Below are 26,406 nucleotides of genomic sequence, written 5' to 3' on the forward strand. Positions count from 1 at the left end.
GTGATGATATAATTAATGTATAGTGTTCTATTCTTCCAATCTGATATCCAAGCCCAAACCTTTAAGTTCGTGCATCAATACGTTGAAAGATTCCGGCAAGCCGGGTTCTGGCATAGTCTCACCTTTTACGATGGATTCATAGGTCTTGGCCCTACCGATAACGTCATCCGACTTCACGGTCAGGATTTCCCTAAGGGTAGATGAAGCTCCATAGGCTTCCAATGCCCATACCTCCATCTCTCCAAAACGCTGACCACCAAACTGGGCCTTACCACCCAATGGTTGTTGTGTGATCAATGAGTATGGCCCGATGGAACGTGCGTGCATCTTATCGTCCACCATGTGGCCCAATTTCAGCATGTAGATCACACCAACCGTGGCCGCTTGGTCAAAACGTTGACCAGTTCCACCATCATATAGGTAGGTATGCCCAAATCTTGGAACACCAGCCTTATCGGTAAGCTCGTTGATATCGTCCAAGGTGGCTCCGTCAAAAATTGGGGTACCATATTTCTGGCCCAATTTCAAACCTGCCCAACCCAAAACGGTCTCATAGATCTGACCAATGTTCATCCTTGAAGGTACACCCAATGGGTTCAACACAATGTCCACAGGGGTTCCGTCTTCCAAGAAAGGCATGTCCTCTTGACGGACGATACGGGCAACGATACCTTTGTTACCGTGACGTCCTGCCATTTTATCACCTACTTTCAACTTACGTTTCTTGGCGATATACACTTTGGCCAACTTCATGATGCCTGCAGGAAGCTCATCCCCTACGGAGATAGTGAACTTGTCCCTTCTCAGGTTTCCTTGGATGTCGTTCAACTTGATCTTGTAGTTGTGCAACAGATCGGCCACCAAAGCATTGGTATCCTCATCGGTTGTCCAGCTACCTCCTACCAAGTGGGCGAAATCGTCAACGGCGTTCAACATCTTGATGGTGTATTTCTTTCCTTTTGGAAGTACCTCTTCACCCAAATCGTTGATGACACCTTGCGATGTCTTTCCATTGACCAGACCGAACAATTTTTCGATTAGCACATCTTTCAGTTGTTGGAACTTCACTTCGTAGTCCATTTCCAACCTAGAGATCGCTTCTTTATCCTCGGAACGTTTTCTCTTGTCCTTGATGGAACGTGAGAACAATTTCTTGTCGATGACCACACCCCTCAAAGATGGTGATGCCTTCAAGGAAGCATCCTTCACATCTCCTGCCTTGTCACCAAAAATGGCACGCAACAGTTTTTCCTCAGGTGTAGGGTCGGATTCTCCTTTTGGAGTGATCTTACCGATCAAGATATCACCAGGTTTTACTTCGGCACCGATACGGATCATACCGTACTCGTCCAAATCCCTAGTGGCCTCTTCGGATACGTTGGGAATGTCATTGGTCAATTCCTCTGCTCCCAATTTGGTATCCCTTACTTCCAAGGCATACTCATCGATATGCACCGAAGTAAAGATATCCTCGCGGACCACTTTTTCAGAGATCACGATCGCATCCTCGAAGTTGTACCCTTTCCAAGGCATGAAGGCAACCTTCATGTTCCTACCCAAGGCCAATTCTCCCTTTTCGGTAGCATATCCTTCACAAAGTACCTGTCCTTTTTTCACCTTGTCTCCTTTTCTTACGATGGGTTTCAAGTTGATGCTGGTACCTTGGTTGGTCTTTCTGAATTTCACCAATTCGTAGGTCTTGGAGTCTTCTTCGAAGCTTACCAAGCGCTCTTCCTCGGTTCTGTCATATTTGATGGTGATCTTCTGTGCATCCACATATTCCACAACTCCATCTCCCTCAGCATTGATCAATACCCTGGAATCGGTAGCCACCTGTCTTTCCAAACCGGTACCCACGATTGGGGATTCTGGACGCAACAATGGTACGGCCTGGCGCATCATGTTGGATCCCATCAAGGCACGGTTCGCATCATCATGCTCCAAGAATGGGATCAAGGATGCGGAAATGGATGCAATCTGGTTCGGGGCAACGTCGGTGTAGTTGATCTCCACTGGGTCTACCACTGGGAAATCCCCTTCATCACGGGCGATGACCTTCTCCCTGTCAATGGTTCCATCGTCTTTCAATGGAATATTGGCCTGGGCGATCTTCATACCTTCTTCTTCCTCTGCACTCAGGTAGATGTGTTCTTTCACATCGACCTTACCATCAACAACTTTACGGTATGGAGTTTCCAAGAAGCCCATGCTGTTCACCTTCGCAAATACGGAAAGTGAGGAGATCAAACCAATGTTCGGTCCTTCAGGTGTCTCGATCGGACACAACCTTCCGTAGTGGGTATAGTGAACGTCACGCACCTCGAATCCGGCTCTTTCGCGGGAAAGACCACCTGGTCCTAGGGCGGACAATCTTCTCTTGTGTGTAATCTCTGCCAACGGGTTGGTCTGGTCCATGAACTGGGACAACTGGTTGGTCCCGAAGAAAGAGTTGATCACGGATGACAAGGTCTTCGCGTTGATCAAATCGATCGGGGTGAACACTTCGTTGTCACGAACGTTCATACGCTCACGGATGGTACGGGCCATACGGGCCAAACCTACACCAAACTGTTGGGACAATTGCTCTCCAACGGTACGTACACGACGGTTGGACAAGTGGTCGATATCATCGATCTCTGCCTTGGAGTTGATCAACTCGATCAAATACTTGATGATCGTGATGATGTCTTCTTTGGTAAGGACCTCTTTGTCCATACCGATGTCCAAGCCCAATTTCTTGTTCATTCTGTAACGACCGACCTCTCCCAAGGAGTAACGTTGATCGGAGAAGAACAATTTCTCGATAATACCACGAGCGGTCTCCTCATCGGGCGGCTCGGCATTACGCAATTGTCTATAGATGTGCTCTACCGCTTCTTTTTCAGAGTTGGTAGGGTCTTTTTGTAATGTATTGTGGATGATGGCATAATCCGACTGCGCATTGTTCTCCTTGTGAAGAAGGATGGCCTTCACATCGGCATCAATGATCTCATCGATATGCTCTTTTTCCAAAATGGTATCACGATCTAGGATGATCTCGTTACGCTCGATGGACACTACTTCTCCAGTATCTTCGTCCACGAAATCCTCATGCCATGTGTTCAGCACCCTAGCGGCCAGTTTACGGCCCAATACCTTTTTCAATCCGGCCTTGGACACCTTGATCTCTTCGGAAAGGTCGAAGATCTCGAGGATATCCTTGTCCCTTTCAAAGCCAATGGCACGGAAAAGGGTGGTCACCGGTAATTTTTTCTTTCTATCGATATAGGCGTACATGACACCATTGATATCGGTAGCGAACTCGATCCAAGATCCTTTGAAAGGGATTACCCTGGCCGAATATAGTTTTGTCCCGTTCGCGTGGAACGACTGTCCGAAGAAGACCCCTGGAGATCGGTGCAACTGGGAAACCACCACACGTTCCGCTCCGTTGATCACAAACGTTCCGCTGGGAGTCATGTATGGGATGGTGCCCAAGTACACGTCCTGCACTATGGTCTCAAAGTCCTCGTGCTCGGGATCGGTACAGTACAGTTTAAGGCGCGCCTTTAGGGGAACGCTATAGGTAAGTCCACGCTCGATACACTCTTGGATGGAATATCTGGGTGGATCTATAAAGTAATCCAAAAATTCCAGGACGAACTGGTTTCTGGTATCGGTGATTGGAAAATTCTCCATGAAGGTGTTGTAGAGACCTTCGTTCCCTCTTTCGTCAGATTTAGTTTCTAATTGGAAGAAATCCTGAAACGATTTTATCTGAATGTCCAAGAAATCCGGGTATTCCGGTATGTTCTTAGCGGATGCGAAATTAACTCTTTCAATAGTGTTTGTGAACATCTATGGACAAATTTTGAACGTGAATACTATGTGGGTCGGTGTACGGCTTTATACACTCCTTATTAAAATAGGCTAAGGTCTAACCAAAAAATGGAAAGACCTTAACCAAACTTATATGGGAAAAGCTATTATTTAAGCTCAACTTCTGCTCCTGCTTCTTCCAATGATTTTTTGATGCCTTCGGCTTCGTCTTTAGAAATACCTTCCTTAACAGCTTTAGGTGCGCTGTCAACGATGTCCTTAGCTTCTTTCAATCCAAGACCAGTCAATTCTTTGACCAATTTAACCACTGCCAATTTAGAGGCACCGGCTGCCTTAAGGATCACATCAAATTCGGTTTTTTCCTCAGCGGCTTCAGCATCACCACCAGCAGCACCGCCAGCAGCAACAGCTACTGCAGCAGCAGCAGGCTCGATACCGTATTCGTTCTTAAGGATGTCGGCCAATTCATTTACCTCTTTTACTGTAAGGTTTACCAACTGTTCTGCAAAATCTTTTAAATCTGCCATTTTTCTATCGTTTAATAAAATTTTAAAAATATACTTAGTTTATTGTGCGCGAATTATTTCTCAGATAATGTCTTGAGGATTCCAGCCAGTTTGCCACCACCGGACTTAAGTCCAGAGATAACGTTCTTGGCAGGAGACTGCAACAATCCGATGATATCCCCGATGACCTCTTCTTTGGACTTGATGTTCACAAGTGCCTCAAGGTTTTCGTCTCCAACGTAGATCGCCTCAGCTATAAAAGCTCCTTTCAACAAAGGTTTATCTGATTTTTTTCTAAAGTCCTTGATAAGTTTCGCAGGTGCGTTCCCTGTTTCGGACAACATCAAAGATGTATTACCTTTCAACACGTTGGGAAGTTCACCAAATTCCTTATCAGAGGCTTCCATTGCTTTTGCAAGCAAGGTGTTCTTGACCACCGCAAGTTTAATGTTCGCCTTGAAACATGCCCTTCTTAGGTTGGAAGTGGCAACAGCGTCCAATCCGGAGATATCCGCCAAATAGATATTAGCGCTCTCGGCCAACTGTGCAGTCAAATCTTCTATTACGATTGCTTTTTCTTCTCTTGTCATAGTTAAAATATTGAACTACCAGCTAATTAAACTACTGCTTTTGGATCCAATTGAACACTGGGACTCATGGTGCTGGACAAGTAGATGCTCTTCATGTACACTCCTTTTGCTGCGGAAGGCTTCAGTTTCACCAAAGTATCGATCAATTCTTTGGCGTTGCCAGCGATCTTATCCGCTGAGAAAGATGCCTTACCAATTGCAGCATGTACAATTCCGGTCTTATCTACTTTGAAGTCGATTTTACCAGCCTTCACTTCGGAAACAGCCTTACCAACCTCCATGGTCACAGTTCCTGTTTTTGGATTGGGCATCAATCCCCTTGGTCCCAAAACGCGACCCAATGGACCCAATTTACCCATAACGCTTGGCATGGTGATGATCACATCCACATCGGTCCAACCGCCTTTGATCTTATCCAAATAATCGTCCAACCCTACAAAGTCAGCGCCAGCTTCTTTAGCTTCCGCTTCTTTGTCCGGGGTCACCAATGCCAAAACCTTAACGTCCTTACCAGTTCCATGTGGAAGGGTAACCACGCCACGCACCATTTGGTTCGCTTTTCGTGGATCTACACCCAAACGAACTGCAATATCAATGGAAGCGTCAAATTTTACATTGGTTATTTCTTTTACCAAAGCTGATGCCTCTTGCAAAGAATAGAGTTTGTTCTTCTCTATCTTAGCCTGGGCCTCTTTCTGCTTTTTCGTCAATCTTGCCATTTATAAATGCTTTACGATTTTAAAAAGGTTTGGTACCCGATACTTTTAGGCCCATTGATCTGGCAGTACCTGCTACCATGCTCATTGCAGATTCAATGGTGAATGCGTTCAAATCCGCCATTTTGTCCTCTGCGATGGTTTTCACTTGGTCCCATGATACGGTACCGTTCTTGACCCTGTTAGGTTCGCCCGATCCTTTTTTAATCTTAGCTGCTTCCATCAATTGAACTGCCGCAGGTGGTGTTTTTACGACAAACTCGAAAGATTTGTCCATGTAGACGGTGATAACAACAGGCAATACCTTGCCCTGTTTGTCCTGCGTACGAGCATTGAACTGCTTGCAGAACTCCATGATGTTAACACCAGCAGCACCTAAGGCGGGTCCAACCGGTGGCGATGGGTTCGCAGCACCTCCCCTAACTTGTAATTTAACTACCTTACTTACTTCTTTTGCCATTGTTTCTAATTAAATTTAAAGTTGTGTCAATTGGAAGCAACACAGCTTTATCTATGTAACAGCTCTTGTTATACTTTTTCTACTTGCATATAGCTGAGCTCCAATGGTGTCTTTCTTCCGAAAATCTTCACCATCACTTCCAGCTTACGCTTTTCTTCATTGATTTTTTCAACGGTTCCATTGAATCCATTGAAAGGCCCATCAATAACCTTCACCGTTTCTCCCAACACAAATGGAATGGATACGTTGTCCGTATTGACAGCCAACTCGTCCACTTTCCCCAACATACGGTTCACCTCTGATTTTCGCAAAGGCACGGGATCACCTCCTTTGGTTTCTCCCAAAAAGCCGATCACATTGGTAATGGAACGGATAATGTGCACCATTTCACCACCCAAATTGGCCTTTATCATGATATAACCCGGAAAGTAAACCCTTTCCTTGTTGATCTTCTTTCCGTTTCTGATCTGTACGACTTTTTCGGTAGGCACAAGAACTTCTTCAAGGTAATCGCCAAAACCATTTCGCTCCACCTCTGTTTCAATATAGCCCTTGATCTTGTTTTCCTGACCACTGACCGCTCTTACCACATACCATTTTTTCTCCAGAACCTCAGACATACCGATCGTTATCCTATTAATTTATCAAAATACAATCTGATCAACTTACTGAACAGGGAATCCACTCCCCAAGTGGCCAATGCGAACAGGATTGAAAAAACCGCCACGATGACCATTAGGTTGGAGGCTTTGCCTTTTTCCAACCAAGTAACATTGTTCTTTAGCTCTTCGAAAGATTCTTTTATGTAAGTGATCATAATCTTCTTTGAATTAACTTGCATGCTTCGGCTGTGCTCAGCACAGGCTTCAGAGAGATTTTAATCCCGTCATCATGCTTTTACCTTTGCACGGGAGGAGAGACTCGAACTCCCGACACCTGGTTTTGGAGACCAGTGCTCTACCAACTGAGCTACACCCGTTTATATTTACACTGAAAGGTATCCCGATAGCTCAGGACACCCTTTAGTGCAATACTTTTATATATGATTAATCTAGAATCTCAGTAACCTGACCAGCACCTACTGTTCTACCACCCTCACGGATAGCGAAACGTAGACCTACGTTCAAGGCGATAGGCTGGATCAAATCAACGGTGATTGTCAAGTTGTCACCAGGCATAACCATTTCAACTCCATCAGGAAGGTTGATGTTTCCTGTTACGTCAGTTGTACGAACGTAGAACTGAGGACGGTAGTTGTTGTGGAATGGAGTGTGACGTCCACCTTCTTCTTTCTTAAGGATATAGACCTCAGCTTTGAATTTGGCATGTGGCTTAACGGAACCTGGCTTACAGATTACCATACCTCTTTTGATATCGGATTTCTCGATACCCCTCAAAAGAAGACCAACGTTGTCACCAGCTTCACCCCTATCCAAAATCTTACGGAACATCTCAACACCAGTGATAGTGGAAGTCAATTTCTCAGCACCCATACCGATAATCTCTACAGGGTCACCTGTGTTGGCAACACCAGTTTCGATACGACCTGTTGCAACAGTACCACGACCTGTGATAGTGAACACGTCTTCGATAGGCATCAAGAAAGGCTTATCAACATCCCTTTCAGGAAGTTCGATCCAGCTGTCAACAGCATCCATCAACTGCATTACAGTGTCAACCCATTTTTGCTCACCGTTCAAAGCACCAAGTGCAGAACCAGCGATAACAGGACCGTTGTCACCATCGTACTCGTAGAAAGAAAGCAATTCCCTTACTTCCATTTCAACAAGCTCCAAAAGCTCCTCATCATCCACCATGTCAACTTTGTTCAAGAAAACAACGATACGTGGAATACCTACCTGACGACCCAAAAGGATGTGCTCGCGGGTTTGTGGCATAGGACCATCAGTTGCAGCAACAACCAAGATGGCACCGTCCATCTGAGCAGCACCTGTAACCATGTTCTTTACGTAATCCGCGTGACCAGGACAGTCAACGTGAGCGTAGTGACGGTTAGCAGTTTGATACTCAACGTGTGAAGTATTGATAGTAATACCTCTTTCTTTCTCCTCCGGCGCATTGTCGATGGAGTCAAAGCTCCTCATCTCAGAAAGACCTGCGTTCGCCAATACAGTTGTAATAGCGGCAGTCAATGTAGTTTTACCGTGATCCACGTGTCCAATGGTACCAATATTTAAGTGGGGTTTGGAACGATCGAAAGTTTCCTTTGCCATTTTAAAATAATTTAATTCTTAGTTTATATTAGTGTACAAATCGTTTTGAGCCAATGAGGGGAATTGAACCCCTGACCTCTTCCTTACCAAGGAAACGCTCTACCCCTGAGCTACACCGGCCTATGGGTTAATCAGGTTTAGAGTTTAAAGTCGCGAGCGCGCTCGCGAAAACTTTAACCTTATTAAATGAAACCACAGTTTCAAATCTAGAGCGGGAGACCGGGTTCGAACCGGCGACATTCAGCTTGGAAGGCTGACGCTCTACCAACTGAGCTACTCCCGCATTTTTTTCGGGGCCTGAACCCCAAGTAATCATAATTTCAAAAAACTTCCACTCTTCAAATTGCCCGACGGCAATTTTCGTGGGGAGAGCAGGATTCGAACCTGCGAAGGTGAAAACCAACAGATTTACAGTCTGTCCTCGTTGGCCGCTTGAGTATCTCCCCGCCTTATTTTCAGTACCTTACGAGCCGATAGAGGGACTCGAACCCACGACCCCGAGATTACAAATCACGTGCTCTAGCCAACTGAGCTATATCGGCATTTTGAACCCCTTTCGGTCACAAAAAAAGTCCGCTATTTCTAACGGACTGCAAATGTAGAGATATTTTCTTTTAATCAAAATAAAATTTCAAAAATTTTGATCAGGCCTTGGCCCTTAATTTTTCCTTTCGTTTGACCAACCGTCTTTCCAATGAACTACAGGCCGAATCCACTGCTTCCTCAAAGGACTTGCACTGCTTTTTTACCATAAATTTATCCCTGGGCACGGAAACCATGATTTCCACTATTTTGTTCTCCTTAGTACTCGTGTTGTCCACTTTCAAAAAAACTTCCGAATCAATGACCCTGTCATAGAACAATTCCATCTTATCCATTCTTTTCTGGATAAAGTCGATGAGCTTACCATCAGCTACAAAATTTACCGATTGTGCGTTTACCTTCATAGGACTTAGTTTTTAGTACTGCCAGCGGCAGCGGTGTTAAACAATACAAGAAAGGTCTATTTCTTGTTTCTGGGATGGGCCTTTTGATGAACTTTCTTCAGTTCGGCAATGCTATTGTGTGTGTACACCTGCGTGGATGCCAAACTTGAATGGCCCAATAATTCCTTGACCGAATTCAAATCAGCCCCCCTGTTCAGCAAGTGTGTTGCGAAGGTATGCCGCAGTATGTGCGGGCTCTTTTTTACCTTGGGGGACACTAAACTAAAATACTTATTTATAACGCGATAAACAAGTGTTTCGTAAATTTTAAGACCGTTTTCTGTTAAAAAAAAGTAAAGCGACCCTGCGCTGTTTTCCACCCCGGAACGCAGCTCCAAATAGCCCTTTATGAGTTCTATGGTTGAAGGCAAAAGTGGCAAGATGCGCTCCTTGTTTCTCTTGCCCAGCACTTTTAGGGTGCCCCTGCCCAAGTCCACATCGCCCACCTTAAGATTGACCATTTCCGCCCTTCGCATTCCAGAGGCATATAGGAGCTCTATGATGAGTTTGTCCCGAGTGCCCTCAAAATTGTCCGGGAAAGGTATTTCGGAAAGAATAACGGCCATTTCACGCTCCGAAAAGGGCACTTCCACCTTCTTCTCGGTCTTGAGCGCCCTGTGCTTCCCCAAAGGCGAAACAGTGATTTGCCCCACCTTCATCAAAAATTTGTAATAAGCCTGCAGGGAAGATACTTTTCTATTGATGCTCCTATTGGACATTCCTCCATTGGACAGGGAAACGATCCAGTTTCGGATCAGCGGGTATCCTATATCGGTTATGGAAGATGTGTCGTGGTGTTCTTCGCAAAAGCTGGAAAACTCCGCGATATCCCGCTCATAGGCCTTTATGGTATGGGGCGAGTAGTTCTTCTCCAGTTTGAGATACGATATGAAAGCCGGTACGGACATATCTCAAAAATAGCGAAATCCCAATCGGCCCAGTATATAAAACAAAAAAATCCCGTTCCAATGATGGAACGGGATGGTATATATTGTTCAGTTGAACCCTATACTTCTTCTTGGTCCCTAAGACCTTGAATATACTGCGCTTTCTGAATTTGAGCTCTACGCTCTACAGAAGGCTTGGTGAACTGCTGCCTGCTTCTCAACTGACGCATGGTTCCCGTTTTGTCAAACTTTCGCTTGAAACGCTTCAGGGCTCTATCGATGTTCTCTCCTTCTTTAACTGGTATTATTAACATGGGCTACAACCTCCTTTCTTTTAGAATTTTGGAGTGCAAATATAGGGTTATTAATTTTTAACGCGCAAAATTACTTGAGAATATTTCTTGAAATCACTAATTTTTGGATTTCGGTGGTTCCCTCTCCTATCGTACAGAGTTTTGAATCGCGGTAAAACTTTTCCACGGGAAAGTCTTTGGTGTAGCCATACCCTCCATGGATCTGGACGGCCTCATTGGCCACTTTTACACAGACTTCCGAAGCGTACATCTTGGACATGGCACTCCATTTGGTCATGGGCCTTCCCTCGTTCTTGAGGAAGGCAGCTTTGTGCAACAGCAGTTCCGACGCCTCTATTTCCGTGGCCATATCTGCCAATTTGAAGGAAATGCCCTGGAACTCACATATCGGTTTTCCGAACTGCACCCGTTCCTTGGAATATTTCAGAGCAGCTTCGTAGGCCCCTTTGGCAATACCCAACGACAGGGCCCCTATGGAAATACGGCCGCCGTCCAATACTTTCATGGACTGTACAAAGCCATCGCCCACTTCCCCCAAACGGTTGGTATCGGGAATCCTACAATCGGTAAAGATGAGCTCGGCCGTTTCGCTGGCCCTCATGCCCAGTTTGTCTTCTTTTTTACCACTCGTAAAACCCGGAGTGCCTTTTTCTATCACAAAGGCCGTCATCCCGTGACTATCCCCCTTCTCCCCTGTTCTGGCGATCACTACAGCAATATCACCACTCTTTCCGTGGGTAATAAAGTTCTTGGCACCATTCAGCACCCAATGATCCCCATCCTTCACCGCAGTGGTGTTCATTCCACCTGCATCCGACCCTGTGTTGTGTTCCGTGAGCCCCCACGCCCCTATCCATTCCGCACTGGCCAATTTTGGGATCCAACGGTGCTTTTGCTCCGCATTCCCAAACGACAGGATATGGTTGGTGCATAGCGAATTGTGTGCCGCCACGGAAAGTCCAATGGAGGGGTCCACTTTGGAGATTTCCTCCAAAATGGCGATATATTCATGATAGCCCAATCCAGAACCTCCCAGCTCCTCTGGCACCAAAATTCCCATAAAACCAAACTCCCCTGCCTTCTTGAAGACTTCAACGGGAAAGGTCTGGGCCTCGTCCCATTCCATCACATGGGGAAGAATATATTGCTGGGCAAAATCCCGCGCAGATTCAGCTACCATTTTTTGGGTCTCTGAATAATCAAAGTTCATCATGGACATAGTTTCCGTAACCATTCGTGCAATTTTATAGGGTCAAATATAGCTTAATTCTATCAATCCTTTCCTTTGGAAAGGTCTTAACGTTCGCTAATTCGTCCCATGTTGAAAAGACCCCATTGCCCTCCCTATAGGATACAATTTCCCTAGCCAAGTCACGGTTGATGTACACCAAGGCTGAAAGTTGCTGCACCGAAGCGGTGTTGATGTTGAGCTTGTCCACCGTTGGCGGCTTTAACACCTGAAAGTTGACCAACGCCCTTTTTACAACTTCCGGGTCCAGGCCATACACATCGTAGAGCTGCTCGTTCACCAAAAATCCACCGAGCCGCTCCCTAAAATTGATGATTCGGTCCGATAGCTTATCCCCAATGCCGTTCACGCGCATCAATTCCTCTTTGGTGGCAAGGTTCAGGTCCTTTGGGGCAACTACCTTCTTTTCTTTTTGGGCAAATGGTTTCGATGGCCGTACAGTTTCCCTCTGTCGCCATACAGGAAATTTGAAATAGGGAGAGATAGTTTCCAAAAGAGAATCTGATATCTGGGTCACTTCCTGAAAATCTTCTGCGGAATTCACATACCTTCCCTGTTTCCTGAAAGCGACCAATCTGTCCAGCTCGTCCGTGGAGAGCCCGAGCACATACCCCCTATAATCGCTCATGTAGTTGGGGTTGAACTGGGCCAGTTGCAACGTGTCTTTTGGAACGCTATGCTTCAAACTGTCCAATTGGGGCAAGGCCAGGGCATCCTCGGTAAAATTCGTGCCATCGCCAAAAGGTTTTGACTGCACCACATAATAAACCCCTTGCACCAAAACCACAAGGAGCAATAAAAAGAAAATCCCACTCCGTTCTTGTTTGTTGAACCTAAAGTGGGATGATCTCATCATTATTTTAAACCAATGCTTAGCTCTTCGCTTTTTTGAAAAGCTGGTTGGATTTCAATTTTTGCAAATAGCCGTCCAAATCTTTTCTCACCTCACCGGACATAATGTACAATCCTATGATGTTAGGGAAGGACATTGCCAAGATCATCATATCGGAAAAATCCAACACGGCTCCCAAACTTACAGAAGCACCAACGACCACAAACACCAAGAACAGCATTTTGTAGAACATTTCGGAACGCTTGCTCTTCCCAAAAAGGTAGGTCCAGGCCCTCATTCCGTAATAAGACCATGAAATCATGGTGGAGAAGGCAAAAAGGAACACTGCCAAGGCCAATATGTAAGGGAACCAAGAAATCTGGCTTCCGAAGGCGTCAGATGTCAACTGGGCACCTGCCATACCCTCTACTTCGTGCATTCCTGTAAAGATCAATACCAATGCGGTCAGCGTACACACGACCACTGTATCTATAAAAGGCTCCAACAAGGCCACGAATCCTTCAGAAGGCGGATTGTTGGTCTTGGCCGTACTGTGGGCAATGGCAGCGGAACCGACCCCTGCTTCATTGGAAAAGGCCGCCCTTTGGAAACCGATGACCAATACACCCAAAATACCCCCTTTTAGCGCAGAAGGACTGAACGCCCCATCAAAAATGGCTGAAAAGGCAGGGCCTATGTTCTGAATGTTCATGATGATAACGGCAAGGGCCGCTACAATATAAATAGATGCCATGATGGGCACTATCTTACCTGTTACTTTGGCAATGCTGCTGATCCCACCGATGATGACCACCCCGACCAAAATTGCGGTGACCACACCGAACCAGAATCCGTTGCCCGCCAAAACGGGGAACTGTCCTGCCAATTGCTCAAAGGATTGGTTGGCCTGGAACATGTTTCCTCCTCCAAAGGAGGCACCGATGGCCAACACGGCAAAAACACCTGCCAACACCTTTCCAAAACCTTTCATGTTTCTTTTCTCGAGACCGTAACGCAAATAGTTCATCGGGCCACCGAACACACGCCCGTCAGGCAATATGTCTCGATACTTGACCCCAAGCGTACACTCCACAAACTTGGAGGACATCCCAAGCAATCCACAAACGATCATCCAGAAAGTGGCCCCTGCACCTCCCAACGAGACTGCCACAGCAACTCCTGCGATGTTTCCAAGACCCACGGTACCTGAAACGGCAGTGGCCAAAGCTTGGAAGTGGGTCACTTGCCCAGGTGCATCCGGGTCATCATATTTTCCTTTGGCCAGATCAATGGAGTGCCTAAACCCACGAATGTTGATAAAGCCCATACGGATGGTGAAGAACAAGGCTCCCAAAACCAACCAGATCACGATAAAGGGGATACCTTTTATAATGGGATCTCCATTGGGGTGGACCATGGCGATTGGCTCATCATACTCCACTTCCGCAAAATAGTGCGCGCCCTGCTCGATGACGTGCTCTTGGTTCTCGGAATTGTATATCACCTTTCCTTCCTTCACTTTGTGATGGAGCTTTCCTTTTGCGGTGGCCTTGATGGTGATGTCACCGTTCTTGTCACTGGTGATGATGGCAATATCGTCCCCGACCGCAACATTTTGTCCATCGGTCTTCAGCCATTGCTTCATCACAAACTTGTCCTGGGTCTCATTGCTCCAATCGGGCACCCCGATCAGCTTGACATCTGCATAGGCCACGGGATCGTAGACTCCGATGGCTGCAAAAGGGTCCCAAAAAAGAACAGACCCCAAAGCGCTTACTGCCGGGGTCATGGTTCCATTGAAAATTTCGGTGATGGATTCTGTCTTGATCTCAAATTCCTTTGTCACGGAATTTCCGGCCGCGTCGGTCACCACAACACTGTAGGGTATCCCTTCCACAAGGCCCTGTGCCCTTTTTGAGGTCAGGGGCGTACTTTGGTTGCTCCATTTATAGGTATAAGGCTCAACCCCTCCGCTCACTTCAAGTTCTATGGCCCCGTCATTGATGTTCTTGGAGACATTGTAGGTCTTGCCCTCAACGGTCAATTCCTGTGAAAAGCCCACGGACAGGGCAAAAAAAGACATTAGAGTAAGAAAATACTTCATATGTTGGTATTAGTTAGTTTTTGGTATGGTAAAGGCAGCAATATCCAAAAAAAAATCAACGCTATCAAATTTTATGTTTTTTTAACTATGCGATCTGGAAAATTTTGTATTGGCATCAAAAATGACATCCCATTTTCTTTTAACAGATGTCCAAATGATTCAAAAAACTTGATTTCAGCAAGAGGTTGTACTGGTTTCCGATAACGTTACAGGTCAAAAACAGAAGTGCGCTTTGTATAGACCAAATCCTTGATGCGGAGCCAAAAGGCAATGAAAAGATAGAGTGCAAAACCAAATCCCAAGGTCACAAAGGTCAGATAGATGAAACTGGTGCGTACCACCCTTGCACGGATTCCCAATCGCTCGGCAATACGCCTACAGACCTCGAAGCCTCGTTTTTGGAAATAATAAAGGGTGTTATAGAACAAAGACATGCTCAAAATTAGGTATTTCTGTTCAATAATTGGGTGCCCAAACTGCACTGCAGGCATTTATTCTTGGCGCAATAATTTGTGTACAGTTCCAATTGGGCCTGGCTTTCCAAAGCATTCTTGGCTTTTGCCCCGAGTCTTTCAAAATTTCCAATGATGGAATTGTTCTCTTTTTCCACTTCCGCCACCAGAGCGAGCAGTTCTTCGTTCCAATCTTTCCCCAATTGTTTGCCATAGCAGAACTTGAGCGGCACAAGGGTATTGATGACCAACAGGTCGATGAATTTTTTCGAAAGCTTCTTTGCACTTTTCCGGGATGTCTTCCCAAAGGTGAAATGGTCATGCCAGTACGGGCTGGCCCCCACATCAAAAATGCGATGGACATCCTTCAAGGAAAGGCTGGCCATCAGTTCTGAGAATAGGCCCTGCCTGCCATGGTACAGGTTGGCCAATTGCGAAACCCGAAGGGTGGGAAAATTGGGCGGGCGGAGACCAAAAAATTCCGGTTTCCCCGTGCGCATGGGCAGGTCGTATTTTCTGGAGAGGTAATCGTATTCCTTTTGGAGTTGCAGGTAATATCCATCCGTACAATCCTTCTCATCCAGAAGCCCAAAATGTCCGAACAGCAGACTTTCCAATTGATAAGGTTCGTTACTGGTTTTTCTCACGATGGAAAAATCCAATTGCTGTGCCCGTTCCAAAAAGAAGGGTCCGTTCACTTTGGACCCAAAATTCTTGGCCAACATCATAAAGAGAACCGCTTCCCAATCGTTGTTCGACTTTTTCAACAGGTCGAGTATGAGTTCGGATTTATGCTCTAACCGTTCAATATACAATCGGTGCAACCAACTCTCGACCAAAAAAGAATCGATTGTCCCAAAATCCTTTTCACAATTGATGAAGCCAGGCTTGGAATTTTCCATAAGCCCCCTGTATGCCACCAAAAGCTGCCCTGTCACATAACGGCTCAGCTCCAAGGCGGGAATCTGGGAACCGTCCTTCCTAAAAACGGCAACGTCATCTTCCCAAACTACATGGAGGATGACGCTGTCGTAATTTTCATCTGTCTCGTGGTGGTGTGCATACCAATCGGATGATTTGATGTGCATTTCTACATTGCCTGCCCAAAGCTGGCCATTGATCTCCACTTGGGCATTGAAAAAGTCGGGGCCTGCATAGGGATTCTGGGTTCCTGCGGCCTTGATGGCCACACTCCCGTTTTCCCCAGCGCATAGTCCATTCTTTGGAAGCTTGTTGTGCCTCCAAATAAAATGTAGTAGGTCTTCTCGCATCGATTTGGGATGAATGGAGGTCTACTCTGCCACTTCGCCTTCCCAGTTCATAAAGCCGCCTTCCAGGTTATATGCATTTTCTATTCCTATACTGTTCATGATGGCACAGGCCTGCCCACTTCGGTTGCCCGATCTGCAATACACATAATAGTTTTTGGACTTGTCCAGTTTTTCCAGTTCGTCCAGAAACTCTTGCCCCAAATAGATATCGATGTTGGTGGCTCCGGGGATATACCCATCTTCCACTTCCTCGGGGGTACGCACATCCAATATGAAGGCGTTATCATCATTTTCGAGCTGCTCAGCCCATTCCTCTTGTGATAGATCTGACATAGTATGCTGTTTTTATCCCTACAAAAATAAAAATCCGGAGCGTTACTCCGGATTTCCTTGTGTTTTATTTTAGAACAGCCCCCTTTACTTGATGCCACATCCAATGGCCTTGGTAGTGCTGGGATCTATTTCTTTTCCGGCCAACATGGCGTCCACTGCGTTTTCCACAAACTTTTCATCCACCTGTGATGCGTCTTGGTAATTGTCATCGATGGCACCAATGTAGCGCACCACATTTCCTGTTTGAGTCTTTTCCAGCAAGAACACGTGAGGAGTTTTGGTAGCCCCATACTGCGGGTATACTTTTTGTCCCTCATCATGAAGATAGGGATAAGTGAATCCTTTTTCCTTGGCCCTTTGTTTCATTTCCGCAAATCCATCCCCAGATTTCGTATTTGGGTTGATGGCAATCACGGGCACCCCCTGGGACTTGTATTTCTTGTCCAGTGCCATGATACGATCTTCATAAGCCTTCGCATATGGGCAGGTGTTGCAGGTGAAAATGACCAAAAATCCCTTGGCATTGGCATAGTCGGACAAAGAAACCATCTTGCCATCCACATTTTTCAATGAAAAATCCGCGGCAACATCACCGATTTCATAACCATCGTCTGCAATGTGGTCTTTGGCCGCACTTATTCCCATGGCAAACGATGCCCCAAAAATGAGTATCAATGCCAAAAATCCGAGCATCCTACTTAATTTCATAGTCGTCTTTATTTGGTGAATTTGTTCAATGCTTCGTTGAGTTCCTCGTAGGTAAATCCTTTTTCAAAAAATTGCCGCTTGTCCTTATTATATATTAAGGTAGCGGGAATGCCACCGCCCCATGCTTCGTCCACTTTGGGAATCCACTCATTTTGTTTGGGGTCGTCCAAGATCACCACTTCCGATTGGATCTTTTTATTTTTCACGTAAGGCTCCAATCGGGGTTTCCACATATGGGGCATGTCCAGACTTACCAAGATCACCTTTACATTATTGTTCTTTTGCTCCTCCCTGATTCGTTCAAAATGGGGAAGTTCCTCCAAACAGGGTTTGCACCACGTGGCCCAAAAGTTAATGATATAGGTCTGGTCATCCTCTTTATGGAGCAATGGTTCCAACCCTTTAAAATCATAAATGGGAAAAGCCACCTTTTCGTCATTTTGGGATCCCACAGCAACTTCTTGGTTGTCAGCCACATCTTTTGGCTTTTTACCATCGCCACAACCCACCACCAAGGAAAATGTCAAAAACAAAATCAATAACCTATTCATTCACTGCTATTTACAACCTTAAAATTAATTAATGAACCATCCCCATGATTCCTTTTAACAAAATTTTATCTGTTAAATGTAAGGTGGGAATCAAATAATCGACATACATTTGTATATACAAATATTGTTTGTACATGAATGTGGAGGAAATCATAAAAACGTCAAAGAAAATGCCCTTGGAAAGTAGGACATTGATTCATATGACCTTGGTGAACAACAAGCTCAATGAATTGACAAACAATGCGCTAAAACCATTTGATGTTTCCCTTCAACAGTTCAATGTGTTGCGCATTCTGAGGGGACAACACGGCAAACCTGCCAATCTTTCCACCTTGAACGATCGGATGGTCACCAAAATGAGCAACACCACACGACTGGTGGACAAACTATTGGCCAAAGATTATGTGGTCAGGAATGTGTGCCCATCCAACCGGCGCAAAGTTGAAATCTTGATCACGGAAAAAGGCTCCAATGCCCTATCTGAAATGGACAAAGCCTTGGCTGAGGCCGAAAATGATATTGTAAAAAATTTCAACAAAGAGGAACTGGAACAATTGAATACCCTATTGGATAAATTTTAGAGATAATGAACAGCGTAATTGAACATAGAACTTGGCGCTACGCCACCAAAAAATTCGATCCCACTAAAAAAGTGTCGGATCAGGACTTGGAAACCCTTTTGGAAGCAACCCGTTTGAGTGCTTCTTCCTACGGATTGCAACCTTATCACATTTTTGTGATTTCGGACCAAGAGACCAAAGAAAAGTTGAAGCCTGCCTCATGGAACCAATCCCAGATCACGGATGCATCGCACCTGATCGTTTTTGCCAATGCATCGGATTTTGGAGAGGAACTGGTGGATGATTATTTGACCAATGTTGTGGAAACCAGAAACATCCCTGCCGAAAACCTTAAGGGATACTCTGATTTCATGAAGTCAAAATTGATTTCGCTTCCCATTGAGGCCAAGGACACCTGGACCGCCAAGCAGGCCTATATTGCCTTTGGCAACTTGATGCAGGCGGCTGCCGAGCTTAAAATAGACACCTGCCCCATGGAAGGTTTTGAAGCGGATAAGTACAATGAGATTTTGGGACTGGTCGAAAAGAACCTTAATGCCGCCGTGGTCCTTCCCATTGGTTACAGATCGGAAGAGGACCAGACCCAACACCTTCCCAAAGTAAGAAAATCGACAGAAGAATTATTTACCCTTATATAAATCAATAACAATTAAAAACAGACATTTAAAACAATCATGAAAAAGACAATCTTAAGTTTAGCCTTGATCACCCTTTTTGGAGCTTCTGCTATTGCAAATCCAATTGAAAAAGAAACCAAAGAAGTGAAAGCCTCTGAAAGCACCGTAACCTGGAAAGGGTACAAAGTGGGCGGTTCACACACCGGCACCATCTCCCTTCAATCAGGAGCCCTCGAGTTTGACGGTGAAAAATTGGTAGGAGGACAGTTTGTGGTAGACATGACCAGCATCAACACCACCGACCTGGAAGGTGATTACAAAGGAAAATTGGATGGCCACTTGGGTTCTGACGACTTTTTTGGCATCGAAAAACACCCAACTGCCAAATTGGTGTTCACCAAAGTGAAAGCTACTGGCAAAAACTCGTATGCTGTTACCGGCGACCTTACCATCAAAGGCACTACAAAACCCGTGACTTTCGATGTATCTGTTTACGGTGACAAGGCCACTGCCTCTTTGAAAGTGGACCGAACCAACTACGATGTAAAATACGGTTCTGGCATCATTGGTACCGCCAAGGACAAGTTGATCTATGACGAATTTGATTTGGTAGTTGATCTACAGATGTAATCAGCTCCAGTTTAGTGTGTGAAAATCCCGTCCAGGAAAATCTTGGACGGGATTTTGATTTTACACAAAACAATGTTTGCCCGTTAAAAATTCCTCCCTATATTTGAGGCAATGAAATTATTTATAGCAAATAACTGGTGGTGGAACAACTTACGTCAAACGTCGTGAGCTAAGTCCCCGTTATAACCATACAAGAGGCTTGTCATCACGACAGGCCTTTTTCTTTTTTAGGACCTTATGAAATACAATTTAGAAACACATTACAAAAAAATCTTGGCCGACACCATCACCCCGGTGAGTGTCTATCTCAAGATCAGGGACAAGTTCCCGAACAGTATTCTGCTGGAAAGTAGCGACTACCATGCCAACGACAACAGCTTCTCGTACATCTGCTGCAATCCCATTGCCTACATCAAAGTGGAGCAAGAGACCATCACGCAACAATTCCCTGATGGTAAAAAATTGGAAACTGCCATTGATTCTTCTACCGATGTGACCGAGGTCATCCACAACTTTGCCAATCAATTCTCGGTGGCCCAAAATGGTTTTAAATTCATCAACAATGGCCTTTTTGGCTATATGGCCTATGATGCGGTCCGGTATTTTGAGGATGTGGACATTTCTAAAAAAGAAGATTCGGTAAGCATTCCGGACATCTATTACGCGGTGTACAAGAACATCATTGCCATCAACCATTTTAAGAATGAGGCTTATCTGTTCGCCCATTGTTATGATTCGGAAAGTAATGTGGAGGAGATTGCGCAACTTTTCAATGTACGAACCTTTTCTTCCTACAATTTCAACAAGGAAGGTGAGCCCAAATCCAATTTGAAGGACGAGGAATACAAAGAACATGTGGAACTCGCCAAAAAGCACTGTCAGCGTGGCGATGTGTTCCAATTGGTACTTTCTAGAAGGTTCACCCAAAAATTCAAGGGGGATGAATTCAATGTGTACCGTGCTTTGCGTTCCATCAACCCCTCCCCTTACCTATTCTATTTTGATTACGGCAACTTCAAGATTTTTGGAAGTTCGCCCGAAGCACAATTAATCGTGAAAGAAGGCAAGGCAGAGATCCATCCCATCGCCGGCACCTACAAGCGTACCGGAAATGATGAAAAGGATGCCGAACTGGCCAAAAAATTGGCCCAAGACGATAAGGAAAATAGCGAGCATGTGATGCTGGTAGATCTGGCCCGAAACGACCTCAGCCGAAATGGCAACACGGTGAACGTGGAAACGTATCGAGAGGTACAATACTTCTCGCACGTGATCCATTTGGTTTCCAAAGTAACCGGACAAAAAAAGAAGGACATCAGCACCATGAAAGTGGTGGCCGATACGTTCCCAGCGGGAACCTTGAGTGGCGCGCCCAAACATATGGCCATGCAACTCATTGAAAAATACGAGAAAACCAGCCGTTCCTATTATGGTGGAGCCATTGGGTTCATGGATTTTGAAGGCAATTTTAACCACGCCATCATGATCCGCACCTTTTTGAGCAAAAACCACGAACTACACTATCAGGCTGGAGCTGGATTGGTGGCTGCATCCAACGCCGAAGACGAACTACAGGAAACCTATAACAAACTGGGCGCCTTAACCAAGGCCCTTGAAATTGCCGAAACGATCTGACCATGGGAAGAAAGATTTTAATGATAGACAATTACGATAGTTTCACCTACAATTTGGTGCACTATCTGGAAGATTTGGATTGTGAGGTCACTGTAAAACGGAACGACCAACTCACTTTGGACGAAGTGGAACCGTTCCAATACATTGTGTTGTCCCCCGGACCGGGCATTCCTGATGAAGCCGGATTGTTGAAGGAAATCATCAAAACATACGCCCCTACCAAAAGCATTTTTGGCGTCTGCTTGGGATTGCAGGCCATTGGCGAAGTTTTTGGCGGCACATTGGTGAACCTGGACAAGGTGTACCATGGGGTGGCTACCACCATCACTGTGACCAAGGACGACCCTATTTTCAAAGGAATGGCTAAAAACCTTCAAGTGGGAAGGTATCACTCCTGGGTGGTAGACACAAAAGTGCCGGAAGTCCTTGAAATTACCTCTGTGGATGAAAACGGACAGATCATGTCACTTCGACATACGAAATATGATGTGACCGCAGTACAGTTTCACCCGGAATCCGTCTTGACCCCCGAAGGAAAACAAATGCTTAAAAATTGGCTCAATAGAGATTAGACATGAGAATTTAGAAGTGAGAAATGTAATCTCAATACTCACTTCTAATATCCAAATACTATCAGAATGAAAGAGACTTTAAACAAACTGATCAATCACGAAATACTGCCCAAGGAAGAAGCCAAACAGGTGCTGGTGAACATTGCCAAGGGTGATTACAACACCTCCCAGATTGCCGCATTCCTTACCGTGTATATGATGCGGAGTGTCACCATTGAGGAGCTCGAAGGTTTCCGTGATGCACTTTTGGACCTTTGCTTGGCAGTGGACCTATCCGACTATGACCCTATCGACCTTTGCGGCACCGGGGGTGATGGTAAGGACACTTTCAACATTTCCACTTTGGCCTCCTTTGTAACGGCAGGAGCAGGAATTCCCGTGACCAAACATGGCAATTATGGGGTTTCTTCCAAATGTGGCAGTAGCAATGTGATAGAATTTTTGGGCATCAAGTTCAGTAATGACCATGATTTTTTAAAGCGGTCCATTGAAGAAGCAGGGATTTGTGTGCTACACGCTCCTCTCTTCCACCCTGCCATGAAAAATGTGGGACCCATCCGAAGGGAACTGGCCGTGAAGACCTTTTTCAATATGTTGGGACCCATGGTCAATCCTGCTTTTCCGAAGAACCAGATGGTAGGAGTTTATAATTTGGAGCTGGCACGGATGTACGGGTATCTCTATCAGAACACCGATAAAAAATTCACCATTTTGAACGCCTTGGATGGCTATGATGAAATTTCGTTGACAGGTGACACCAAGACCATTTCCAACAACTCCGAAGCCATGTTGACCCCTGCCGACTTTGGAGTGGAAAAAGTAACCCAAGAAGAGATTACCGGTGGAGAGGACATTTCCGAATCGGCCCAAATCTTTATGAATGTGTTGCAAGGAAAGGGAACCGAGGCCCAGAACAATGTGGTCTGCGCCAATGCCGGGGTGGCCATTGCCACGGTAAAGGGCATCACCCCAAAGCAAGGATTTGAAAACGCCAAGGAATCACTATTGGGCGGAAAAGGATTGGAGGCGTTGAAGAAGTTGCAATCTTTGTCCCAATAGGTCGGGAGTCAGAAGTCGGGAGTCAGGAGTTTGAACTCAAATCAGAACTTGATCGAAAAAATAAAAATCATTCAACTGTCAATGTTAGAATCAAAATTTAAGTTCGAAAAAATCATTGTTTGGCAAAAAGCTATGGATTATGGCGAAGCCATCAATGAAATAACCCAACTTTTCCCAAAAGAGGAAATATATAATCTCAGTTCTCAACTAAGAAGGGCAGTTGATTCCATTGCATTAAATATTTCCGAGGGTTCAACAGGACAGACCAATCCAGAATTTAAAAAATTCATGGCCTATGCCATTCGCTCCTTGGCCGAAGTTGTCACTTGTTTACATAAAGCCAAAAGAAGAAAATATATCCCAACCGAAAGCTTTGATACCCTATATGAAGAAGCATTCAATTTAATGAATATGATGGTCGCCTTTCGAAAAAACATCAAATGACAATAATGAACTTCCGACTTCGGACTTCCGGCTTCGGACAATGATTAAAAAATGAACATACTAGACAAAATAGTAGCCGACAAACGCAAAGAAGTCGATTTGAAAAAATCCTTGATCACCATTTCCAAACTGGAAGCCTCGGTGATGGTGGAAAGCACTTCAATGTCCTTGGCAGCACTTTTGCGAAAAAGCAATACGGGAATCATTGCCGAACACAAGAGGCGATCTCCGTCCAAATCGGTCATCAACCAAAATTTGAACGTGCAGGATGTGGCCAAAGGCTATGCAGATGCAGGCGTTTGTGGCATGTCCGTTTTAACGGATGGAAAATATTTTGGAGGTTCTTTGGACGACTTGGTTTTAGCGAGGGCAGCCGTGAACATTCCGCTCTTACGTAAGGAATTCATCATAGATGAATATCAAATTGTGGAGGCCAAGGCCTATGGTGCCGATGTGATTTTGTTGATCGCGGCCATTTTGTCACGCGATGAAATCAAGACACTTTCCGAATTGGCCAAAAGTTTGGGCTTGGATGTATTGTTGGAAATCCACAACGAAGAGGAACTCCATAAATCCATCATGCCCAGTCTGGATATGTTAGGCGTGAACAACAGAAATTTGAAAACCTTCGAGGTGAGCCTGGATACCAGCAAAACCCTATCGGAACAGATTCCGGATGACTTTGTAAAAGTGTCCGAAAGCGGCATCAGTTCCATTGAAGCAATCAGAGATTTAAAAGAATACGGCTACCAAGGATTTTTGATTGGAGAGAATTTCATGAAGACGGATGATCCTGGCGCCAGTGCGAAAACATTTATTGATGAATTAGAAAAATAAAGTCACTTCGAGTGATTTACCAAAGGTAAATTGTATCGAGAAGTGAAATGGTCTCGATACATTTTGAAACAAGCTTCAAAACACTCGACCTGACAAAATAGAAACTATGAAACTAAAAGTTTGCGGCATGAATCAAAACCCAACTGAGGTGGCACAATTGCAACCCGATTACTTGGGTTTTATTTTCTGGGAACCTTCCTCACGCTATTTTAAGGGAGCAATGCCGCAATTGCCAAAATCCATCAAAAAAGTAGGGGTTTTTGTGGATGCCCCTGTGGAAGAAGTTTTGGAAAAAGTGAATCACTACGGATTGGATGCCGTGCAACTGCATGGGAAGGAAAGTGTGGAGTATTGCCGCACCTTGCGTCACCCCGAACTTGTTTCGGGGTCTCACCCGAGTGAGATGCTGAATCAAGTTCAGCATGACGAACTTAAAATCATCAAGGTCTTTTCCATTAAAGATAATTTTGATTTTTCGGTCTTGAAAGATTATGAATCCGTTTGCGATTATTTCCTTTTCGACACCAAAGGAAAATTACCTGGAGGCAATGGGTATACTTTTGACTGGTCCGTTTTGGAACACTATCCGTCCACCAAACCCTTCTTTTTAAGTGGGGGAATCGGATTGGATTCCGTGGAGAACTTAAAGGAATTTTTGAACAGTCCAGCTTCGAAATATTGCTTTGCCCTAGATGTGAACAGCAAATTCGAAATCGAACCCGGACTAAAAGACATTACGTCATTGAAAACATTCATCAATGAACTCAGTGACGACTTACAACTTAAAACTGACAACTGATGATGAGTTATCACGCTGATGAACGAGGCTATTATGGGGAATATGGAGGGGCTTTTATCCCCGAAATGCTGTACCCCAATTGTGAGGAGCTACGGCAGAATTACCTAAAGATTATGGCGGAACCTTCCTTTCAAGAAGAATTCCATCAATTGCTAAAGGATTATGTGGGCCGACCCACACCCCTATATTTTGCGGAACGCCTATCCAAAAAGTACAACACCAAGATCTACCTCAAACGGGAAGATTTGTGCCACACCGGTGCGCACAAGGTCAACAACACCATCGGGCAGATTTTGATGGCGAAACGATTGGGCAAACACCGCATCATTGCAGAGACCGGTGCCGGTCAGCATGGTGTTGCCACGGCAACGGTTTGTGCCCTTATGGGAATCGAGTGTGTGGTGTATATGGGCGAGATTGATATTGCCCGACAAGCACCCAATGTGGCCCGTATGAAAATGTTGGGCGCAGAGGTACGACCTGCCACTTCAGGCAGTAAAACCCTGAAGGATGCCACCAATGAAGCTATCCGTGATTGGATCAATAACCCTGTGGACACGCATTACATTATCGGTTCGGTGGTTGGGCCGCACCCTTACCCTGATATGGTAGCTCGATTTCAATCGGTCATTTCTGAAGAAGTAAAATCCCAATTATTGGAAAAAGAAGGTCGTGAAGATCCAGATTTTGTTGTCGCCTGTGTAGGTGGTGGTAGTAACGCTGCTGGAGCTTTCTACCATTTTCTGGATACTCCCGAAGTGGGGATTATTGCTGTGGAAGCGGCAGGAAAAGGCATCCATTCAGGTGAAAGTGCCGCAACTTCTGCCTTGGGAAAGGTAGGCATCATCCACGGAAGCAAAACCTTGTTGATGCAGACTCCCGACGGACAGATTACCGAACCCTACTCCATTTCCGCTGGATTGGATTACCCTGGTGTGGGACCCTTGCATGCACATTTGTACACTTCGGGTCGTGGGGAATTCATTTCCATCACCGATGACGAGGCCATGAAAGCCGGATTGGACCTTTGCAAATTGGAAGGCATCATTCCAGCCATCGAATCCTCCCATGCCTTGGCCATTTTTAAGGACCGGAAGTTTAAAGAAGATGACGTGGTGGTAGTGAACCTTTCAGGCCGCGGAGACAAAGATTTACAGAACTATATCGATTATTTTAATTTGTAACTGTCCCCTTGAGGGGACTTTAGGGGTGTTTCCACA

29 protein-coding genes and 5 tRNA genes are annotated in these 26,406 nt (G+C 45.2%); 10 read left to right on the top strand and 24 right to left on the bottom strand.

Translation table 11 applies throughout. The annotated features are described in order from the left end of the window. Positions 1 to 27 precede the first annotated feature (27 nt). From rpoB to DB398_RS09520, 24 genes are all read right to left on the bottom strand, one after another. Positions 28 to 3,837 (bottom strand): DNA-directed RNA polymerase subunit beta, encoded by a 3,810-nt coding sequence (gene rpoB / locus DB398_RS09405; protein ID WP_108424150.1) that lies wholly within the window; start codon positions 3,835 to 3,837, stop codon positions 28 to 30. A 128-nt stretch (positions 3,838 to 3,965) separates the two neighbouring features. Further along, positions 3,966 to 4,346: a 50S ribosomal protein L7/L12 gene (rplL, locus tag DB398_RS09410; RefSeq protein WP_072879628.1), complete on the bottom strand. Its 381-nt coding sequence runs from the start codon at positions 4,344 to 4,346 to the stop codon at positions 3,966 to 3,968. 53 nt (positions 4,347 to 4,399) lie between these two features. Further along, positions 4,400 to 4,915, bottom strand: coding sequence for a 50S ribosomal protein L10 (gene rplJ / locus DB398_RS09415; RefSeq protein ID WP_108424151.1), 516 nt, complete (start codon positions 4,913 to 4,915; stop codon positions 4,400 to 4,402). A gap of 26 nt (positions 4,916 to 4,941) precedes the next feature. After that, complete coding sequence (rplA, locus tag DB398_RS09420; RefSeq protein WP_108424152.1) at positions 4,942 to 5,634, bottom strand: 50S ribosomal protein L1; 693 nt, start codon at positions 5,632 to 5,634, stop codon at positions 4,942 to 4,944. Positions 5,635 to 5,653: 19 nt separating this feature from the next. Beyond that, positions 5,654 to 6,091 (bottom strand): 50S ribosomal protein L11, encoded by a 438-nt coding sequence (rplK, locus tag DB398_RS09425; RefSeq protein ID WP_108424153.1) that lies wholly within the window; start codon positions 6,089 to 6,091, stop codon positions 5,654 to 5,656. A gap of 68 nt (positions 6,092 to 6,159) precedes the next feature. Continuing rightward, positions 6,160 to 6,711: a transcription termination/antitermination protein NusG gene (gene nusG, locus DB398_RS09430; RefSeq protein WP_108424154.1), complete on the bottom strand. Its 552-nt coding sequence runs from the start codon at positions 6,709 to 6,711 to the stop codon at positions 6,160 to 6,162. Positions 6,712 to 6,719: 8 nt separating this feature from the next. Further along, positions 6,720 to 6,908: a preprotein translocase subunit SecE gene (gene secE, locus DB398_RS09435; protein WP_108424155.1), complete on the bottom strand. Its 189-nt coding sequence runs from the start codon at positions 6,906 to 6,908 to the stop codon at positions 6,720 to 6,722. Between the two features lie 89 nt (positions 6,909 to 6,997). Beyond that, positions 6,998 to 7,070, bottom strand: a tRNA-Trp gene (locus DB398_RS09440). Between the two features lie 67 nt (positions 7,071 to 7,137). Further along, positions 7,138 to 8,325: an elongation factor Tu gene (tuf, locus tag DB398_RS09445; protein WP_072879615.1), complete on the bottom strand. Its 1,188-nt coding sequence runs from the start codon at positions 8,323 to 8,325 to the stop codon at positions 7,138 to 7,140. A gap of 48 nt (positions 8,326 to 8,373) precedes the next feature. Beyond that, positions 8,374 to 8,445, bottom strand: a tRNA-Thr gene (locus tag DB398_RS09450). Between the two features lie 90 nt (positions 8,446 to 8,535). Next, positions 8,536 to 8,608, bottom strand: a tRNA-Gly gene (locus tag DB398_RS09455). A gap of 80 nt (positions 8,609 to 8,688) precedes the next feature. Further along, a tRNA-Tyr gene (locus DB398_RS09460) sits at positions 8,689 to 8,771 on the bottom strand. Positions 8,772 to 8,793: 22 nt separating this feature from the next. Beyond that, positions 8,794 to 8,867, bottom strand: a tRNA-Thr gene (locus DB398_RS09465). Between the two features lie 102 nt (positions 8,868 to 8,969). Then, positions 8,970 to 9,272: a ribosome hibernation-promoting factor, HPF/YfiA family gene (gene hpf, locus DB398_RS09470; RefSeq protein ID WP_108424156.1), complete on the bottom strand. Its 303-nt coding sequence runs from the start codon at positions 9,270 to 9,272 to the stop codon at positions 8,970 to 8,972. A 56-nt stretch (positions 9,273 to 9,328) separates the two neighbouring features. Further along, complete coding sequence (locus tag DB398_RS09475) at positions 9,329 to 10,219, bottom strand: tyrosine-type recombinase/integrase (protein WP_108424157.1); 891 nt, start codon at positions 10,217 to 10,219, stop codon at positions 9,329 to 9,331. A 98-nt stretch (positions 10,220 to 10,317) separates the two neighbouring features. Beyond that, positions 10,318 to 10,512, bottom strand: coding sequence for a 30S ribosomal protein S21 (rpsU, locus tag DB398_RS09480; RefSeq protein ID WP_072879609.1), 195 nt, complete (start codon positions 10,510 to 10,512; stop codon positions 10,318 to 10,320). A 70-nt stretch (positions 10,513 to 10,582) separates the two neighbouring features. Then, a complete protein-coding gene (locus DB398_RS09485; protein WP_108424386.1) occupies positions 10,583 to 11,722 on the bottom strand; it encodes an acyl-CoA dehydrogenase family protein in 1,140 nt (379 codons plus the stop codon). Between the two features lie 34 nt (positions 11,723 to 11,756). Further along, entirely contained in the window at positions 11,757 to 12,617 is an 861-nt protein-coding gene (locus tag DB398_RS09490) for a ComEA family DNA-binding protein (protein WP_108424158.1), read from the bottom strand. Positions 12,618 to 12,633: 16 nt separating this feature from the next. Then, entirely contained in the window at positions 12,634 to 14,697 is a 2,064-nt protein-coding gene (locus DB398_RS09495; RefSeq protein WP_108424159.1) for an amino acid carrier protein, read from the bottom strand. A gap of 206 nt (positions 14,698 to 14,903) precedes the next feature. Beyond that, positions 14,904 to 15,131, bottom strand: a complete 228-nt coding sequence (locus tag DB398_RS09500; protein ID WP_108424160.1) for a PspC domain-containing protein — start codon at positions 15,129 to 15,131, stop codon at positions 14,904 to 14,906. 8 nt (positions 15,132 to 15,139) lie between these two features. Then, entirely contained in the window at positions 15,140 to 16,420 is a 1,281-nt protein-coding gene (locus DB398_RS09505) for a DUF2851 family protein (RefSeq protein ID WP_108424161.1), read from the bottom strand. A gap of 21 nt (positions 16,421 to 16,441) precedes the next feature. Then, positions 16,442 to 16,753, bottom strand: coding sequence for a rhodanese-like domain-containing protein (locus tag DB398_RS09510; protein ID WP_108424162.1), 312 nt, complete (start codon positions 16,751 to 16,753; stop codon positions 16,442 to 16,444). A gap of 84 nt (positions 16,754 to 16,837) precedes the next feature. Then, positions 16,838 to 17,461: a thioredoxin family protein gene (locus DB398_RS09515; RefSeq protein WP_108424163.1), complete on the bottom strand. Its 624-nt coding sequence runs from the start codon at positions 17,459 to 17,461 to the stop codon at positions 16,838 to 16,840. 8 nt (positions 17,462 to 17,469) lie between these two features. Then, positions 17,470 to 18,012, bottom strand: coding sequence for a TlpA family protein disulfide reductase (locus DB398_RS09520; RefSeq protein ID WP_108424164.1), 543 nt, complete (start codon positions 18,010 to 18,012; stop codon positions 17,470 to 17,472). A gap of 134 nt (positions 18,013 to 18,146) precedes the next feature. Between DB398_RS09520 and DB398_RS09525 the strand changes: the two genes are divergently transcribed. The 10 genes from DB398_RS09525 to trpB all read left to right on the top strand — a co-directional run bounded on the left by DB398_RS09525 (position 18,147) and on the right by trpB (position 26,370). Next, entirely contained in the window at positions 18,147 to 18,593 is a 447-nt protein-coding gene (locus tag DB398_RS09525) for a MarR family winged helix-turn-helix transcriptional regulator (protein WP_108424165.1), read from the top strand. A gap of 5 nt (positions 18,594 to 18,598) precedes the next feature. Continuing rightward, on the top strand, positions 18,599 to 19,231 hold the full coding sequence (locus DB398_RS09530; protein ID WP_108424166.1) for an NAD(P)H-dependent oxidoreductase: 633 nt from the start codon (positions 18,599 to 18,601) through the stop codon (positions 19,229 to 19,231). Between the two features lie 36 nt (positions 19,232 to 19,267). Beyond that, a complete protein-coding gene (locus DB398_RS09535; RefSeq protein ID WP_108424167.1) occupies positions 19,268 to 19,840 on the top strand; it encodes a YceI family protein in 573 nt (190 codons plus the stop codon). A 237-nt stretch (positions 19,841 to 20,077) separates the two neighbouring features. Then, positions 20,078 to 21,475, top strand: coding sequence for an anthranilate synthase component I family protein (locus DB398_RS09540; RefSeq protein ID WP_108424168.1), 1,398 nt, complete (start codon positions 20,078 to 20,080; stop codon positions 21,473 to 21,475). A gap of 2 nt (positions 21,476 to 21,477) precedes the next feature. Beyond that, positions 21,478 to 22,047, top strand: coding sequence for an anthranilate synthase component II (locus DB398_RS09545; RefSeq protein WP_108424169.1), 570 nt, complete (start codon positions 21,478 to 21,480; stop codon positions 22,045 to 22,047). 66 nt (positions 22,048 to 22,113) lie between these two features. Further along, positions 22,114 to 23,106 (top strand): anthranilate phosphoribosyltransferase, encoded by a 993-nt coding sequence (gene trpD / locus DB398_RS09550; protein ID WP_108424170.1) that lies wholly within the window; start codon positions 22,114 to 22,116, stop codon positions 23,104 to 23,106. 48 nt (positions 23,107 to 23,154) lie between these two features. Further along, positions 23,155 to 23,550, top strand: a complete 396-nt coding sequence (locus DB398_RS09555) for a four helix bundle protein (protein ID WP_234416177.1) — start codon at positions 23,155 to 23,157, stop codon at positions 23,548 to 23,550. Positions 23,551 to 23,601: 51 nt separating this feature from the next. After that, positions 23,602 to 24,387 carry an indole-3-glycerol phosphate synthase TrpC gene (trpC, locus tag DB398_RS09560; protein ID WP_108424171.1) on the top strand — a complete coding sequence of 262 codons (786 nt, stop codon included), beginning with the start codon at positions 23,602 to 23,604 and terminating at the stop codon, positions 24,385 to 24,387. Positions 24,388 to 24,493: 106 nt separating this feature from the next. Next, on the top strand, positions 24,494 to 25,186 hold the full coding sequence (locus DB398_RS09565) for a phosphoribosylanthranilate isomerase (RefSeq protein ID WP_108424172.1): 693 nt from the start codon (positions 24,494 to 24,496) through the stop codon (positions 25,184 to 25,186). 2 nt (positions 25,187 to 25,188) lie between these two features. Beyond that, positions 25,189 to 26,370 carry a tryptophan synthase subunit beta gene (gene trpB, locus DB398_RS09570; protein ID WP_108424173.1) on the top strand — a complete coding sequence of 394 codons (1,182 nt, stop codon included), beginning with the start codon at positions 25,189 to 25,191 and terminating at the stop codon, positions 26,368 to 26,370. Positions 26,371 to 26,406: the final 36 nt, after the last annotated feature.

It is taken from the genome of Flagellimonas amoyensis, assembly GCF_003058265.1.
GTDB classification, from domain to species: domain Bacteria; phylum Bacteroidota; class Bacteroidia; order Flavobacteriales; family Flavobacteriaceae; genus Flagellimonas; species Flagellimonas amoyensis.